This window comes from Mesorhizobium sp. B2-5-4, from assembly GCF_006441095.1.
GTDB classification, from domain to species: domain Bacteria; phylum Pseudomonadota; class Alphaproteobacteria; order Rhizobiales; family Rhizobiaceae; genus Mesorhizobium; species Mesorhizobium salmacidum.
On the sequence record NZ_VFUR01000010.1, the window covers coordinates 102,562 to 118,221 of the forward strand.

The 15,660-nt window shown below is 63.5% G+C and carries 16 protein-coding genes and 1 pseudogene; 11 read left to right on the plus strand and 6 right to left on the minus strand.

What is annotated here, in order from left to right; all coding sequences use genetic code 11:
• Positions 1–174 precede the first annotated feature (174 nt).
• The 4 genes from rpoN to lptC form a co-directional block, all read right to left on the minus strand.
• Positions 175–1,701 (minus strand): RNA polymerase factor sigma-54, encoded by a 1,527-nt coding sequence (gene rpoN / locus FJ492_RS14995; protein WP_140770644.1) that lies wholly within the window; start codon positions 1,699–1,701, stop codon positions 175–177.
• A 293-nt stretch (positions 1,702–1,994) separates the two neighbouring features.
• The gene (lptB, locus tag FJ492_RS15000) at positions 1,995–2,813 is read right to left on the minus strand and encodes an LPS export ABC transporter ATP-binding protein (protein ID WP_027143038.1); all 819 of its coding nucleotides are present in this window, start codon (positions 2,811–2,813) and stop codon (positions 1,995–1,997) included.
• Positions 2,813–3,409 carry an LptA/OstA family protein gene (locus FJ492_RS15005; protein ID WP_027143039.1) on the minus strand — a complete coding sequence of 199 codons (597 nt, stop codon included), beginning with the start codon at positions 3,407–3,409 and terminating at the stop codon, positions 2,813–2,815. The genes lptB and FJ492_RS15005 overlap by 1 nt, the downstream gene beginning before the upstream one ends.
• On the minus strand, positions 3,396–4,109 hold the full coding sequence (lptC, locus tag FJ492_RS15010) for an LPS export ABC transporter periplasmic protein LptC (RefSeq protein ID WP_027143040.1): 714 nt from the start codon (positions 4,107–4,109) through the stop codon (positions 3,396–3,398). Before lptC ends, FJ492_RS15005 begins: the two co-directional genes overlap by 14 nt.
• Positions 4,110–4,462: 353 nt before the next feature.
• On the opposite strand from lptC, the gene sppA reads away from it, so the two are divergent.
• The 4 genes from sppA (at position 4,463) to FJ492_RS15030 (ending at position 7,204) form a co-directional block, all read left to right on the plus strand.
• Positions 4,463–5,419, plus strand: a complete 957-nt coding sequence (sppA, locus tag FJ492_RS15015) for a signal peptide peptidase SppA (protein WP_140770646.1) — start codon at positions 4,463–4,465, stop codon at positions 5,417–5,419.
• Positions 5,420–5,498: 79 nt separating this feature from the next.
• Positions 5,499–5,783 carry an integration host factor subunit beta gene (locus tag FJ492_RS15020; RefSeq protein ID WP_006200394.1) on the plus strand — a complete coding sequence of 95 codons (285 nt, stop codon included), beginning with the start codon at positions 5,499–5,501 and terminating at the stop codon, positions 5,781–5,783.
• Between the two features lie 40 nt (positions 5,784–5,823).
• Positions 5,824–6,201: a DUF1049 domain-containing protein gene (locus tag FJ492_RS15025; RefSeq protein ID WP_140502983.1), complete on the plus strand. Its 378-nt coding sequence runs from the start codon at positions 5,824–5,826 to the stop codon at positions 6,199–6,201.
• A gap of 37 nt (positions 6,202–6,238) precedes the next feature.
• A complete protein-coding gene (locus FJ492_RS15030; protein ID WP_140712036.1) occupies positions 6,239–7,204 on the plus strand; it encodes an ornithine cyclodeaminase family protein in 966 nt (321 codons plus the stop codon).
• 80 nt (positions 7,205–7,284) lie between these two features.
• On the opposite strand, the gene FJ492_RS15035 is transcribed toward FJ492_RS15030, so the two are convergent.
• Positions 7,285–7,734: an EVE domain-containing protein gene (locus FJ492_RS15035; protein WP_140770648.1), complete on the minus strand. Its 450-nt coding sequence runs from the start codon at positions 7,732–7,734 to the stop codon at positions 7,285–7,287.
• Positions 7,735–7,760: 26 nt separating this feature from the next.
• Positions 7,761–7,844: pseudogene (locus FJ492_RS15040) on the minus strand (transcriptional regulator); the annotation flags it as partial.
• A gap of 98 nt (positions 7,845–7,942) precedes the next feature.
• Between FJ492_RS15040 and FJ492_RS15045 the strand changes: the two are divergent.
• The 7 genes from FJ492_RS15045 (at position 7,943) to FJ492_RS15075 (ending at position 15,591) form a co-directional block, all read left to right on the plus strand.
• Positions 7,943–8,428, plus strand: a complete 486-nt coding sequence (locus tag FJ492_RS15045; protein WP_140770650.1) for a DUF1772 domain-containing protein — start codon at positions 7,943–7,945, stop codon at positions 8,426–8,428.
• A gap of 89 nt (positions 8,429–8,517) precedes the next feature.
• Positions 8,518–9,606: a class I SAM-dependent rRNA methyltransferase gene (locus FJ492_RS15050; protein ID WP_140770652.1), complete on the plus strand. Its 1,089-nt coding sequence runs from the start codon at positions 8,518–8,520 to the stop codon at positions 9,604–9,606.
• Position 9,607: 1 nt separating this feature from the next.
• On the plus strand, positions 9,608–10,465 hold the full coding sequence (locus FJ492_RS15055; protein ID WP_140770654.1) for an RNA methyltransferase: 858 nt from the start codon (positions 9,608–9,610) through the stop codon (positions 10,463–10,465).
• A 13-nt stretch (positions 10,466–10,478) separates the two neighbouring features.
• Positions 10,479–10,976 (plus strand): signal peptidase II, encoded by a 498-nt coding sequence (lspA, locus tag FJ492_RS15060; protein WP_140770656.1) that lies wholly within the window; start codon positions 10,479–10,481, stop codon positions 10,974–10,976.
• Between the two features lie 55 nt (positions 10,977–11,031).
• Positions 11,032–12,021, plus strand: coding sequence for an MDR family oxidoreductase (locus FJ492_RS15065; protein ID WP_140770658.1), 990 nt, complete (start codon positions 11,032–11,034; stop codon positions 12,019–12,021).
• A gap of 144 nt (positions 12,022–12,165) precedes the next feature.
• Positions 12,166–14,475 carry a PAS domain-containing hybrid sensor histidine kinase/response regulator gene (locus FJ492_RS15070; protein ID WP_140770660.1) on the plus strand — a complete coding sequence of 770 codons (2,310 nt, stop codon included), beginning with the start codon at positions 12,166–12,168 and terminating at the stop codon, positions 14,473–14,475.
• 240 nt (positions 14,476–14,715) lie between these two features.
• Entirely contained in the window at positions 14,716–15,591 is an 876-nt protein-coding gene (locus FJ492_RS15075) for a GNAT family N-acetyltransferase (RefSeq protein ID WP_032935138.1), read from the plus strand.
• Positions 15,592–15,660 lie beyond the last annotated feature (69 nt).

The window sequence follows — 15,660 nt, forward strand, 5'->3', positions numbered from 1 at the left end:
CGATTTAAATCCGAACTTTCCGGTTGATCACAAGCCGCCTTCTTGACCGTCCCGGGTCATTGTCGTGACGGACCATCCGCTAGCGGGCATCAAGCCCGTCTCATGCGGGCGGGCTTCTAGCCACTTCACCGTGGCTTGTCAATGAAACTCGAAAACTGTGGAAATCGCGAGTGCCTAACGGCCGGCGCTGGCGAGCGCCCGCTTCTCGCGCCGGCGCTGCACTGATGAGGGAATATTCATGCCTTCCCGGTACTTGGCGACCGTGCGACGGGCGATATCGACGCCGCTTTCCCTCAGCATGTCGACGATAGCATCGTCCGACAGCACATCGACGGGCTTCTCTTCGTCGATCATTTGCTTGATGCGATCACGCACCGCTTCGGAGGAATGCGCATCGCCACCACCCGATGCCGCGATCGAGGCGGTGAAGAAATAGCGCAGTTCGAACACGCCGCGCGGGGTGAGCATGTATTTGTTCGCGGTGACCCGGCTGACCGTCGATTCGTGCATGCCGATGGCGTCGGCCACCGTGCGCAGGTTGAGCGGCTTCAGGTGGCGCACGCCATGGACGAGGAAAGCATCCTGCTGGCGCACGATTTCCGAGGCCACTTTGAGGATCGTCTTGGCCCGCTGGTCGAGGCTGCGTGTCAGCCAGTTGGCATTCTGCAAGCACTCGGCCAGGAAGTCCTTCTCAGCCTGGTTCTTCGCGTGCGGCGACACTTGGGCGAAATAGATATGGTCGACCAGCACGCGCGGCAGCGTTTCGGCGTTGAGTTCGACGGTCCAGCTGCCGTCATTGGCCGCCCGCACCTCGACATCGGCGACGATCGAGTCGCTGGCGCCGCCTGAAAACGCCATGCCGGGCCGTGGGTCGAGCGCCCGGATTTCGGCCAGCATGTCGAGCAAATCCTCCTCATCGACGCCGCAGAGCCGCTTAAGCGTCTGGAAATCGCGGCGCGCCAGCAGTTCGAGATTGGCGATCAGGGCCTTCATGGCCGGATCGAGCCGGTCACGCACCGCAAGCTGCAGGGAAAGGCATTCCGCGAGATCGCGGGCAAACAGGCCGGCCGGCTCGAAGGTCTGGCATACGGCCAGCACCTTGCCCACCGCCACGCCGTCGGTGCCAAGCCGCCCAGCGATCTCCGCCAGATCGGCCCTGACATAGCCGGTCTCGTCGAGCCCATCGGCAAGTTCTCCGGCGATCAGCCGCGGTACGGGATCGGTGAAGGCGAGCGCGATCTGCTCGCCGACATGGTCGCGCAGCGTGATCGCGCTCGCCGCCATGTCGCCGGCATCGAGCCCCTCGGAAGAGGAGCCCCCGCCACTGCCCGAAGCCGATTTCCATTGCGCCGTCAGGTCGGGCCCGAGCCGTTCGCTGGTGCCGGGATCATCGGGAAACAGGTTTTCCAGGGACGTGTCGAGCTTTTCCGAGATCGCCTCGGCGCTCCATGCCGTCTCGTTCTCGAACCAGTCGCCATCGGGCGCCGCTTGCGGCTCAGCCTCGAGCTTCTGCGCCTGATCGCTCGCGGCATCGTCCTGCGGCTCGGCGCGCTCGAGCAGCGGGTTGCGCTCGATCTCCTCGTCGATGAAATGCTCGAGCTCTGCATGGGTAAACTGCAGCAGCCGAATCGACTGCATCAGCTGCGGCGTCATCACCAGCGACTGCGACTGTCGGAGCTGTAGTTTCGCCGCCAATGCCATGGTTCGGTTTCAAACGCCTCCTCTACGCGTCCGGACTTCCAGAATGAATTTCTCGGCCGGCCATAGAAACTGGCCCGGCTTTTGCTTGTCAAGGCAAAGCCTAGCAAAACTCGCTTACCGGAGCGTTATTGCGGATCAAAATCGCGGAAAACTGGTCGTCGGCGCGCAAAAAATCGTATCAGGAAACAAATTTCACGCTGAGAGCGTTTCCAGGAGCCGGGAAAAAATGGCTTTCCGATCGGAATTCGTGAAAACAGAGACGGGACGGTTCGCTGTTTCGGACAGCGAACGTCTCAGAGCGTGAAACCCTCGCCGAGATAAAGCCGCCGCACGTCGGGATTTGCCACCACTTCGTCGGCGCGGCCATGGGTCAGCACCTGGCCGGCATGGATGATATAGGCACGGTCGATGAGGCCGAGCGTCTCACGCACATTGTGGTCGGTGATGAGGACACCGATGCCGCGCGCCGTCAGGTGACGCACCAGTTGCTGGATGTCGGCGACGGCGATCGGGTCGATGCCGGCGAAGGGTTCGTCGAGCAGCATATAGGCCGGGCGCGTCGCCAGCGCACGCGCGATTTCCAGGCGCCGCCTTTCGCCGCCCGAGAGCGACATGGACGGCGCCTTGCGCAGATGGCTGATGTGAAATTCCTCGAGCAGTTCGTCGAGGCTGCGCTCGCGAACCTTGCGGTCCTTTTCGACCACTTCGAGCACGGCGCGGATGTTCTGTTCGACATTGAGGCCGCGGAAGATCGAGGCCTCCTGTGGCAGATAGCCGATGCCGAGGCGCGCGCGGCGATACATTGGCATCGAGGTGACGTCGAAGCCGTCGATCTCGATAGTGCCTTCATCCACCGGCACCAGGCCGGTGACCATGTAGAAACAGGTCGTCTTGCCGGCGCCGTTGGGGCCGAGCAGCCCGACGGCTTCGCCAGCGCGCACGCCCAGCGTGACGCCGCTGACGACCTTGCGGCCCTTGTAGCTCTTGGTCAGGCCCTTGGCGATCAAGGTTCCCTTGAACTTCGCCTTGTCGACGGTGATCGCGGCCGGAGCCGAAAGCTTGCCTGCGGCCCGTCCCGGAAGACGCGCCGTCAGCGACGACAGGCTGGCCATCAGGGGTTCGTCGCTCCCGATTTCGACGCATCCGATTTCGGCGGTGGTGTGATCGACATCACGACGCGTTTGCCAGCGCATGGATCAACCTGGGCCAGCCCGGTTTTCATCTGCACGACGAGTTTGCAGCCGACCAGGACATTGTCGTTTTGCGAGAGCACCACCTTCTGACCCGAAAGCACCAGAACCTGGGTCTTCATGTCGAAGCTGCCTTGATCGGCGGTGGCGACCTGCGCATCCGACTTGATGTAGACCTTGTCGGAGATCTCCAGGTGATCGATGTTGGCGGAGCCGGTCATCGCCGCACCTGCCGCTTCCGACCCCTTGGCAGCGGCATTGGGATCCTTGACGTAATAGACCGTCATCTTGCCGGCCTTCATCAACGTCGGCCCCTGGACGACGCTGACATTGCCTGTGAAGATGGCGACACTCTCGGCCTGACGAACCTCCAGCTTGTCGCTTTCGATCTGGATCGGCTTGTCGCCGGACAGTTTGAGACCTGATTGGGTGGTGGACTGCGCCAGTGACGGCACCAGTCCGAGCAGCAGCAACGCCGAAGTTGCAGCCGCGAGCCGCGTCGAACTACTGAGCCGCATTGGTTTCTCCGCTGTTTCCCTCTGCCGTCTTCATGGCGGCGGAATCGATGTTGACGCGCACTTTATTCTCAAAAACCAGAACCTTGCCATTGTCCTGGACCGACATCGTATTCGCCGTGATCCGCGACCCGTCATGGCTGACGTCGACCGGATCGCCCGTCTTCATAGTGCCTTTGCCCATGTCGAGGAAGACCGATTTGAACTTGGCTTGCATGCCGTCGGTCGTGGTGATGATAACGTCGCTGGTCAGGTTCATCGTGTTGCCGTCGCGATCGTAGGTACCATGCGAGGCTTTTACCGCCGCGACATTATCGGGCGCGATCGGCACCTTGGCGTCGATGCCTTCGAGTTCGATGATGCCTTGCGTGCTCACATCCTGTATCGCCCGCAGCGCCGTCATCGAATAAGGCTGCTTCTGCTTGGTGAAACCGTTGAGTTTGGGATTGGCCATTACCAGCTTGCCGTTGGAGAAGGCGGTGCCTTCGGCCTGCACCGCGACGGAGACGGGCGCGGCGAAATAGGAATACACCGGGAAGGCCACGGCGATCAACGCCGCGGCCAAGGGCACGGCGAATTTGAGCACGCGCACGCGGCGCGAATGACGCTGGGCGCGGTCGAAAGCTTCGCCCCGCGTCCAGCCATCCGCCGGGGGAGCCAACTCCGTCTCCGGGCTGGTCGGTTCATTCGGTCGCGCTAACATGACTGCTTTCTTCCAAAACCCTGCCCAGGAGCCCCGCCTATAGGTGGGACGCCAGCGACCTCACGCAAGCACAAGCCGACGAAAACCGCAAAAATGTGACAGCTGCCGTGCACAAACAAAACCGGGTCAGCGCAACAGCCAGTGCTTCATAGCAGAAATAGACGCCCTTGCGTCTTTTTTCATCACTGAAGTTCTTCGCACTTACCTCGCGTCGCTCGCATAGGCCAGTCACAAAAAAGACAGCATATGGACCGTCGCGCGCGGATCGCCGCGCCATGTGCGGGACGGAACTGCTTCCCGATGAAGACATCATGGTCTAAAAGCGTCTCTTCCCGCTGACTGTGAGGCTGACGATGGCATTGAGAGCCGACGACCTGATCGACCGCCGCCGCTTGCGGCGCAAACTGACTTTCTGGCGTGTTGCGGCCTTTGGCATCGTGGCGCTCGGCGTGATTGCGCTGTCGACCTGGTTCTATGGCGACGATTTCGGGGGCCTTGCCGTCGACCACATCGCCAAGGTCAGGGTCGAAGGCACCATCACCGAGGACGACGAACTGATCAAGCGGCTCGAGACCATCCGCCAGTCGCCGAAAGTAAAAGGCGTGATCCTGGTGGTCGATTCTCCTGGCGGCACGACCGTCGGCGGGGAGTCGGTCTACGAGGAGGTGCGCAAGCTCGCCGCCGACAAGCCTGTCGTGGCCGAGGTCGGAACGCTCGCCGCGTCGGCGGGCTACATGATCGCCAGTGCCGCCGACCATATCGTCGCCCGCAAAACCTCGATCGTCGGCTCGATCGGCGTGCTGATCCAATATCCCGACGTCAGCGGCCTGATGGACAAGCTCGGCGTCAAGCTGGAGGAGGTGAAATCCTCGCCGCTGAAAGCCTCACCCTCGCCCTTCAAGCCGACCAATGACGACGAACGCGCCATGGTCCGCAAGCTCATCCTGGACAGCTACGACTGGTTCGTCGGCATCGTCGCGGAACGCCGCAAGATGACCCACGAACAGGCGCTGGCGCTCGCCGACGGTTCGATCTTCACCGGCCGCCAGGGTGTTGCCAACGGGCTGATCGACGCCGTCGGCGGCGAGTCCGTGGCGATCGACTGGCTGGCGACCAAGGGTGTCGATGCCAAGCTCAAGGTGGTCGAGTGGAAAGACACGGAACGGCGCGGCGGTTTCCTGTGGTCGAAGGCGATGGCACGCACGGTCGCCGGCGCGCTCGGCCTGCCGGACTCCGGCGGCGACGTCATCCATGAACTTGGTGCCGACCGCTTGTTTCTTGACGGTCTCGTTTCCGTCTGGCACCCTTGAGACGCGTTGGGACAGCTGAAAAAGCAAATAAAATCATCCTGATAATTTTGGCCGAACTGCTTTCACGGGGACCCGTCTGATGATCAAGTCCGAGCTTGTGCAGATTATTGCCACGCGCAATCCGCATCTTTTCCTGCGCGACGTCGAAAACATCGTCGGCGCGATCTTCGATGAAATCACTGACGCGCTTGCCGAGGGCAACCGGGTCGAATTGCGCGGTTTCGGCGCTTTTTCGGTGAAGAACCGACCTGCCCGCACCGGCCGCAACCCGCGCACCGGCGAATCCGTCGAGGTCGAGGAGAAATGGGTGCCGTTCTTCAAGACCGGCAAGGAACTGCGTGAAAGACTGAACGGCGGCAAGTAGCCGGACGGCTTGTCCCGGCCCGCTTGCGACGGAAAATATCATGCTCAACCGCTTCATACTTATCGTGATCTTCGTGCCCCTGGCGATCATCCTGATCGCTTTGGCCGTCGCCAACCGCGAACTCGTCGCCTTCACGCTGGACCCGTTCAATCCCGGCAATCCGAAGCTGACGCTGACCTTGCCGCTGTTTATTTTCCTGTTCCTGGCGCTCGCCGTCGGCATGGTCGTCGGCAGCCTGGCGACCTGGGTCAAGCAGGGCCGCTACCGCAAACTGGCACGCCAGCGCGGCGTCGAGGCGGAAAACCTGCGCCAGGCGGTCCGCGCGCCTTTAGTGCCGCAAGCCCCGGTCCAAGGGTCGGCTCCAGAGTCAGCCCCAGGGTCAGGCCCAGGGTCAGCATTGCCGAAGCCCACCAATTGAAGCGTCGGCCGGCGCATTTCTTTTCATGGAGCCTTTCATGCTGACCATTTCGGCCGCCGAGGTCGATCGTGCGCTGACCTTTCCTGGTCTGGTCGAGACGCTGCGCACGGCATTTCGCGAGGGCGCGGTGCAGCCGGTCAGGCATCATCACGCGGTCGAAAGGCCTGACGGTGCGGCGTCGACCCTGCTGCTGATGCCGGCCTGGACCGACTTTCAAGCCGCGGGCGGTTCCGCCGGCGGCCATATCGGAGTCAAGATCGTCACCGTCTCGCCCGACAACAACACCATCGGCAAGCCCGCCGTGATGGGGCTCTACCTCCTGCTCGACGGCGGCACCGGCGAACCGGAAGCCCTGATCGACGGCCAGCGGCTGACGCAGTGGCGCACGGCCTGCGCCTCGGCGCTCGCGGCGTGCTATCTCGCCCGTGACGATGCCTCGCGGCTGCTGGTGGTCGGCGCCGGCGCGCTGTCACCCTTCCTGGCCAAGGCGCACAGCGCCGTGCGGCCAATCAAGACCATCCGCATCTGGAACCGCACGCCGGCCAACGCCGAGAAAGTCGCGGCCGATCTGTGCGCCGAGGGCTTCGCGGCCAGCGCGGCGACCGATCTCGATGCCGAGCTTGGCCAGGCCGACATAGTCTCCTCGGCGACAATCACCACCACGCCGCTGATCAAGGGTGCGCTTCTGCGGCCGGGAACCCATGTCGATCTGGTTGGCGGCTTCACCCCGACGATGCGCGAAAGCGATGACGACGCGATCATGCGCGCCCGCGTCTATGTCGACACACGCGCCGGCGCCACCAAGGAGGCCGGCGACATCGTCCAGCCACTGGCCTCCGGCGTGCTGAAGCCGGAAGCCATCGTCGCCGACCTGCACGAACTGGCGCGCGGCCAAAGGGAAGGCCGCGGCAGCCCTGACGAGATCACGCTGTTCAAGTCGGTTGGCGCGGCACTCGAGGACTTGGCCGCCGGCATTGCCGTCTACAAGGCGCTCAGGGGCTAATGCATGTCGCCCGGAACTGTCCTCGGTTCCGGGATAATGACATGCATAAAATCAGAAGCTTGCAGCAGGTCGGGCGAATCCTATTCGCCGCGACATGCTGTAGTCGAAGCGAGTTTGGCGCTCATCGCCTTTGCGATCAGGCCGAAATCGGCCGCGCTGATCGGAAACAGACCAAAGCGCAACTGGTAACCCCAGTTCGATTTGCCGTTGGTGAATTCCAGCCTCGCAAGCAATGGCTTGATCGGCGCTTCCTCGGCCTGCGCCCAGTCGACATCGCGGCGCAATGGCGTGAAGCCGCCGCCCATGTCGCCTTGGTAGGGGTGTCCTTCCCGCACCGTGCCGATGGCCGTGAACGCCTGCAGACCGTCTTTCTCCCCCAAAACGGTGGTCGGCGAGTAATAGACGATGCCGTCGCCAGGCCTGACGCGGTGCAGCGGTGCCGCCTTGCCGTGGTTGACCTGCATGAAGCCGCCTTGCCGGCCGCGCTGGACATGGTCGGCCGACGCTACCGCGATCCAACACGCGCTCATTTCTGTTCCCCATTGGCCTGTTCTCCGTCGGCCAATGCTTGCCCGCCCACCGGCCGGCGGTGCCGGCGCAGCGACTGGATCAGGTCAAGCAGGCGTTCGGAACGGGACATCGACGCTATCCGGGAGTGGTAAACGATAGGGCCAGCGCTGAGGCAACGGCAAGTGGCGACGGTTCGGAACGGCTTCGGCCCGGAACCGTTGTCGCGTCATGCGACTATATGGCTTCCTGCTCTTCTGGTCTGTCTTGACCGCCACGATCGCTGCGCTCAGCCTCGGGCCGTCCTTCGCCCATGTCCTGGAATCGGCACCCCGGCTCACCCGGTGGTCCCCGGCGCTTTGGCGCGAGGCCACCGTTTTCAACGGGCAGTTCCTGCTCTTCGCTATCATTGGCACGCCGCTGGATGTCGCGGCGGTCGCCTGCCCGGGACTGCTGGCATGGTTGCTGCGCGAGGATCGGCCGGCGTTCTGGTTCGCACTAGGCGCCGCCTTGCTCTATGCGCTATCCTTGGTGCTTTGGTTCGTTCTCGTCAAACCGGCCAATAACGTTCTCGCCACCTGGGTGCCGGGCCCGATTCCGGACAATTTCGAAGCCATACGGCTGCGCTGGGAGACCGGCCACATGGCCGTCACGGCGGCCAAGGCTGTCGGCTTCGTTTCGCTGGTTGTCGCCCTGCTTTCGATCGGGCGTGGCTGAGCCTCCGCAATCGCAATGTCGCGCGGGTTTGTTGCGCCGATGGGCATAGCTGTGGCAGAAGCGGGCCGAACCGCCGGAGAAGCTGCCTCTTGAAGTCTTTTCGCGTCAAACGCCGCGACGGCCGACCGCACCCAGCGAAGAGCGGGACCGTACAGCCGCGCCCGGCCGAGGATCGTTCCGCGGTCAAGCCAGATGCCAGGCCGGGTGAACAACACAATGTGAAACCGGAAAACCGGTTCGAGCCGAAATCCGCGCCGCGCATCCTCGCCCGCCGCGAAGGCGCCCTGCCCGCTGAGCACCTTCCGGTAATCCTCGAAGTAGCTCCCAACGCAGATTACGCGCTGCTCGACAGCGGTGCCGGCCAAAAGCTTGAACAATACGGTCCCTACCGCATCGTGCGGCCCGAAGGCCAGGCGATCTGGCAGAAGGCTCTGCCGGCAAGGGACTGGGAGCGGGCCGACGCGATCTTTACCGGAGACACCGACGAGGAGGGCATCGGCCGCTGGCGTTTTCCCAAGACACCGCTCGGCGAAACCTGGCCGATGAAGCATGACGGCATCGACTATCTCGGCCGTTTCACCTCGTTTCGCCATGTCGGCGTCTTTCCCGAGCAGGCCTCGCACTGGGACCATATGGCGGACCTGATCGCGGCGGCCAGGCGCCCCGTCAAGGTGCTCAACCTGTTCGGCTATACCGGCCTTGCCTCGCTGGTGGCGGCGCGCGCGGGTGCGGAGGTCACCCATGTCGACGCCTCGAAGAAGGCGATCGGCTGGGCGCGCGAAAACCAGGAGATTGCCGGTCTTGGGGCCAAGCCGATCCGCTGGATCGTCGACGACGCGGTGAAGTTCGCCGAACGCGAGGAGCGTCGCGGCAGCCGCTACGACATCATCCTCTTCGACCCGCCGGCCTATGGCCGCGGCCCCAAGGGCGAAGTGTGGCAGTTGTTCGAGGACCTGCCTGATTTGACGGACCTCTGTCGCTCGATCCTGACCCCAAAACCGCTCGCCGTGGTTCTGACCGCCTATTCGATCCGTGCCTCCTTCTTCGCCATCCACGCTCTGATGCGCGACACCTTTGCCGGCATGGGCGGCAAGGTTGAATCGGGCGAGCTGATCATCCGTGAAAAGTCCGTCGGCCGGGCGCTTTCGACTTCACTGTTTTCGCGCTGGGTGGCCTGACATGAACGAACGGCATGCCGGCGCACCAGGCCAGGTGAAGGAAGTCACCAGCCTTGCCAATCCGCTGGTCAAGGACATCAAGGCACTTGCCTTGAAGAAGTTTCGCGACCAGCAGAACGCCTTCATGGCCGAAGGGCTGAAGCTGGTCATCGATGCGCTCGATTTGGGCTGGCAGATCAGGACGCTTGTTTTCGCCAAGGCCGGACGCGGTAACGCGGCCGTGGAAAAGGTCGCGGCGCGCACCGTTGCCGCCGGCGGCACCGTGCTCGAAGTATCGGAAAAGGTGCTTGTCGCCATCACCCGCCGCGACAATCCGCAAATGGTGGTCGGCGTCTTCTCGCAAAAATTGCTGGCCCTGAAGGACATCCGTGCCGACAATGGCGATGTCTGGGTGGCGCTCGACCGGGTGCGCGATCCAGGCAATCTCGGCACCGTCATCCGCACCGCCGATGCCGTCGGCGCCAGGGGCATCATTCTGGTCGGCGATACCACCGATCCGTTTTCTGTGGAAACTGTACGCGCCACCATGGGTTCCATTTTCGCCGTGCCTGTGGCGAAGGCAACGACCGAGGCATTCCTGGCCTGGCGCGGCGGCTTTTCGGGTCTCGTTGCCGGCACGCATCTGAAAGGCGCGGTCGACTACCGCTCGGTCGATTTCTCCCGCGGGCCGGTGCTGCTGATGATGGGCAACGAGCAGCAGGGCTTGCCCGAAAGCCTGGCGGCAAGCTGCGACAGGCTGCTCAGGATTCCGCAGGCGGGCCGCGCCGATTCGCTCAATCTCGCGGTCGCCACCGGCATCATGCTGTTCGAGATCAGGCGCGGTGCGTTGAAACTCGAACCAATCCCGGACCAGCAATAAGGGTTGCCCAATCGTGAAATCATGGTCTCCCTACGCGCTGCTCGTCATCGTGGCCATCGCGCTCGACCAATGGATAAAGGCACTGGTCGAGGCCGGCCTGCCCTTCCAGGAAAAGCTCGACCTCCTGCCCTTCCTGGCGCTGTTTCGCACCTATAACACGGGCATCGCCTTCTCGATGTTCTCCTCCTTCGGCGACACCGGTCTCGTGGTCATCGCCGCGCTGGTCGTCGCCTTCGTGCTTTACCTCGCCACGCGCACGCCATCGGGCCATGTCATCGCCCGCATCGGCTTTGCACTGATCATCGGCGGCGCGCTGGGCAATCTGATCGATCGTGCCGCCTACGGCCATGTCATCGATTACATCCTGTTTCACACGCCGGTCTGGTCCTTCGCCGTCTTCAACCTTGCGGACGCCTTCATTTCCGTGGGCGCGGCGCTGGTCGTCTTCGACGAACTCATCGGCTGGCGGCGTGAACCCACGCCTCCGAACGCCAAGCCTTCCAAGGATTGACCCCACGCTGCCATCGCCGCACAGTCACACGCCAAGCAAGTTCGCGGAGAAAAAGATGACCGAAACCTTCAAAGCCATCCTCGTTTCGCGCGATGCCGAGAAAAAACAGTCGGTCGCCGTGACTCATCTTACCGACGCCGATCTGATGGAGGGCGACGTTACCATCGCGGTCGAGGCGACGACGGTGAACTACAAGGATGGACTGGCCATCTCGGGCAAGGCGCCGGTGATCCGCCGATGGCCGCTGGTGCCGGGCATCGACCTTGCCGGCACCGTCATCTCCTCTTCCAATCCCGACTGGCGCAAGGGCGACAAGGTCATCCTGAATGGCTGGGGCGTTGGCGAGACCCATTTCGGCGCCTATGCCGGGCGCGCCCGCGTGAAGGGCGACTGGCTGGTGCCTCTGCCGGAAGGCATGAGCGCGCATGATGCCATGGCGGTCGGCACCGCCGGCTACACGGCCATGCTCTGCCTCATGGCCCTGGAGCGGCACGGCATCCTGCCCGATCGCGGCCCTGTAGTGGTTACGGGCGCTGCCGGCGGCGTCGGTTCGGTCGCGGTCTCGATCCTGTCCAGCCTCGGCTACCATGTCATTGCCTCGACCGGCCGCAATGCCGAAAGCCCTTATCTGATCAACCTCGGCGCCGCCGAAGTGATATCGCGCGACGAGCTCAACCAGCCCGCCAAGCCGCTGGCCAAGGAGCGTTGGGCCGGCGGCATCGATTCGGTCGGCAGCCACACGCTGGCCAACGTCCTGTCGATGACCTCCTATGGCGGCGCGGTCGCCGCTTGCGGCCTGGCCGGCGGCATGGATCTGCCGTCGAGCGTGGCGCCCTTCATCCTGCGTGGCGTCTCCCTGCTCGGCATCGATTCGGTGGCGGCGCCGAAGGCAGTACGCCTCGAGGCGTGGCGGCGCATCGGTGCCGATCTCGATGTCGACAAGCTCGCCAGCCTGTCCACGACCATCGGCTTCGACGGCATCATCGGTGCGGCACACGACATCGTCGATGGCAAGATCCGCGGCCGCGTCGTCGTCGACATGTGACCCGTCTAAGGGGTCGCGGGCGCCGGACGGAATTGCCACATCAGCTGGTAAATCCGTCGCCGCCGAGGCAAAAACGCCCAATCCGCTAAAATTCGAACGATCCCCCGCAACTTTCCATAATCTCTGTCTGGCAAAGGATTTCGCATGATCGCGGAATCCGACAGCCAACCGGTCGACGCAGGCGACGGTATCGATGCCGGTGACGACATCGATGCGGCACCGGCGCAAGCGCCGGCGTCTGCGCGGCGGTTTATCGCCGCGCCGCCGCTGGTGCCCGATCAACAACCGGCCAAGCGGGAAGGCCTGCCGATCCTGACCTTCGTTGTCATGGCGCTGGCAGGCCTCTCCTACCTGACCGGGGGCCCGGCCTTCATCAGCGTGGCGTTGCTGGTAACCGGCCTTGCCGGCCTGGCCATGCATCTGCACGCCAGACGCAGCGTGCGCCGCAATACGGTCATGCTTGACGAAACCACAGCCCGCAACCGCGCCGAGATCGAGACGCTGGCCGATCGCATGTGGGAGATGCAGGAAAGCGAGGAGCGCTTTCGCGGTCTCATCGATGCGCTCGGCGACCTCGTCATCCATCGCGACCGCGACGGTTACATCGTCTATGCCAACAAGGTGTTCGCCGACCTTGTCGAAACCGATCAGCGCGACCTTGCCGGCAAGACGCTGGCCGAGCTCGGCATCGAGGTCGGTATCGTTCCCGATGCCGCTTTCTCCGACCATGAATGCCTGAGTTCCACCGACGTTGAAATCCGCACGCCGACCGGCCCGCGCTGGTTCTCGTGGATCGAGCTGTCGGTGCGCGACAAGGACAGCAATGCCGTCTCGCATCGCGCCATCGCCCGCGACATCACCGCACGCAAGCGCGCCGAATCATCCATGATCACCGCGCGCGAGCGCGCTGAGTTCGCAAGCCAGGCCAAGTCGCGCTTCCTCGCCACGGTCAGCCATGAGATCCGCACGCCGATGAACGGCATCATGGGCATGGCCAGACTGCTCGCCGACACCAGGCTGTCGCCGGAGCAGCAGACCTATGTCGGCGCCATCTCGACTTCGGCCAGCGCCTTGCTTGCCCTGATCGAGGACCTGCTCGACTATTCCAAGATCGAGGCCGGACGCTTCGATCCCGAACCGCAGCCGATGTCCGTGCGCGAGATCGCCGACAACATCATCGAATTGATGGCCGCACGCGCCTTCGCCAAGAATATTGGCCTCGGCTGCCATGTCGAACCGGATGTGCCGCAATTGATCACAGCCGATCCGGGCCGTGTCAGGCAGGTGCTGCTCAACCTCATCGGCAACGCCATCAAGTTCACCGACAGCGGCGGCGTTCTGGTCAGCGTCGCGCGCGCCCGCACCGAGACCACCGACCGCATCTGCTTCACCATCGCCGATACCGGTCCCGGCCTGCGCGACGAGGACATGGAGCGCATCTTCGAGGAATTCGAGCAGGCCGACGGCACCTCGACGCGCCCGCATGGCGGTGCCGGACTGGGACTTGCCATCTCCAAGCGCCTGGTGGCCGCCATGGGCGGCGCGATTTCGGTTTCCAGCCGGCTTGGCCAGGGATCGGAATTCGTCTTCGAAATTCCCGCCATATCAGCCACCGAGCCGCCGCAGGGCCGGTTGAACGCGCTTGCCGGGCGACGCGCCGTGATCCTGTCCAAGAACACCGTCGAGGCCGACGCCATCGCCCGCACCATCCGCGCCAATGGCGGCGCGGCCGGCATGGCCACCACCGTGGCTCAGGCCGCTTCCTTTGCCGACGGCTGCGACGTGCTTCTGGTCGACGCGGCCCTGGAAGAGAGTGACGGAAGGCTGCTCAAGCGGCTTCGTCAACATGGGTTCGCTAGTTGCGAAGCCATCACGCTGATTGCCCCCACCGACCGCGGCATGCTTGGCGAGTTTCGCGGCAGCGGCTACGCGACATTCCTTGCCCGGCCAGTGCGCGGAGGAACACTCTTGCGTGTCCTTTTGAGCAGCCACGCACCGGTCCTTGCCACGCCGCAGCCGGAAAAACGCCGCGCACCGGCGCTTCGCGCGTCAGGCGAACGCCAGCAGGGCCTGTCCGTGCTGATCGCAGAGGACAACGACATCAATGCCATGCTGGCCCGTGCAACGCTGCTGAAAGCCGGACATCGCGTCAAGGTGGTCGGCAATGGCAAGGCCGCCGTCGAGGCGGTCACGGGCGCCGGCCACAACCGCCGTTTCGACGTGGTGCTGATGGATCTGCATATGCCGGTCATGGACGGGCTGGACGCCATTGCCGCGATTCGTCGCCATGAGGAGGAGACATCCGTGCCCCCCGTGCCGATCATGGTGCTGTCAGCCGATAGCCAGGAAAAGACCCGCCATGCGGTGCTTGCCCACGGCGCCAGCGGCTTCGTCACAAAGCCGCTTGACCCTGAGGCGCTGGTCAGCGCCGTCGAAGGCCAGGTCGCCGCTTGAGCCGCCTTTTGCCGGTGCGTGGCTGACGAAGACCACCAAAAAATCAGCACGGTTTCGGCGCCCGCGAACACGACGCACCTGGGGCCTTGTGACGCAACATAGCCGGTTGACCGTTTTCGCCAGCCGACGAAGTATTGCCCGCGACGCCGTATCACGGTACTGTCACAATCCTGTTGCACCTACACCGTATCCCCGTGCCAAGAGGGATGGCTCGAAGGAGAATCACTCGTGCATACAGTTATGCCGGAATGTGACACTCGGCCGAACGCCAGCAGCGCCTTGCTCGCCGGACGTAATGTCGATTCCGTCATAAAAGGCGCAGCGCTCGGCCGTATCGGCAACCTCGAAGTGCGGCTTGCCCGCAACGAGGCCGAGATCGCGGCCGCGCAGGAAGTGCGTTACCGTGTATTTTATGATGAGCTTGGCGCCAGGAAGGATCTGTTCCAGGCGCAAGACCGCCGCGACGCCGACCGTTTCGACCCGCTCTGCGACCATCTGCTCGTCCTTGATACCACACTTTCCGGCCCTGAGCACCGCCGCATCGTCGGCACCTATCGCTTGCTGCGGCAAGAAATCGCAGCAACCGCCGGCGGCTTCTATTCCGAAGGCGAATTCGAGCTGACCAAGCTCATCGCCCGTCATCCCGGCCAGCGTTTCCTCGAACTCGGCCGCTCCTGTGTTTTACCCGAATACCGTTCGAAGCGCACCATCGAGGCGCTGTGGCAAGGCATCTGGGCCTATATCAATCATTACGAAATCGGCGTGATGACCGGTTGTGCCTCATTCCACGGCACCGTGCCTGCGGCGCATGCCGAGGCGCTCACCTATCTCGCTCATCATTGCCGCACAAACTCGGCCTGGGACGTGCGGGCTGTGTCCGAACGTTATTGCTCCATGGACCTGATGCCGATCGAGGCGGTCAACACCAAGGCGGCGATCGCGGCGATGCCGCCTCTGGTCAAGGGCTATCTGCGGGTAGGCGCTCGCATCGGCGATGGTTGCGTCATCGACCGCGAATTCTCCACGGTCGACATTTTCGTCGTGATGCCGGTCAAGGAGATCGGCGCACGCTACGTCAATTATTATGGCGGGGAAGCGCAGCGCTTCGCCGCGTGACGCTAGCGAATAGCGAATAGCGAATAGCGAATAGCGAATAGCGAATAGCGAGAGCTGCGCCGCAACCAT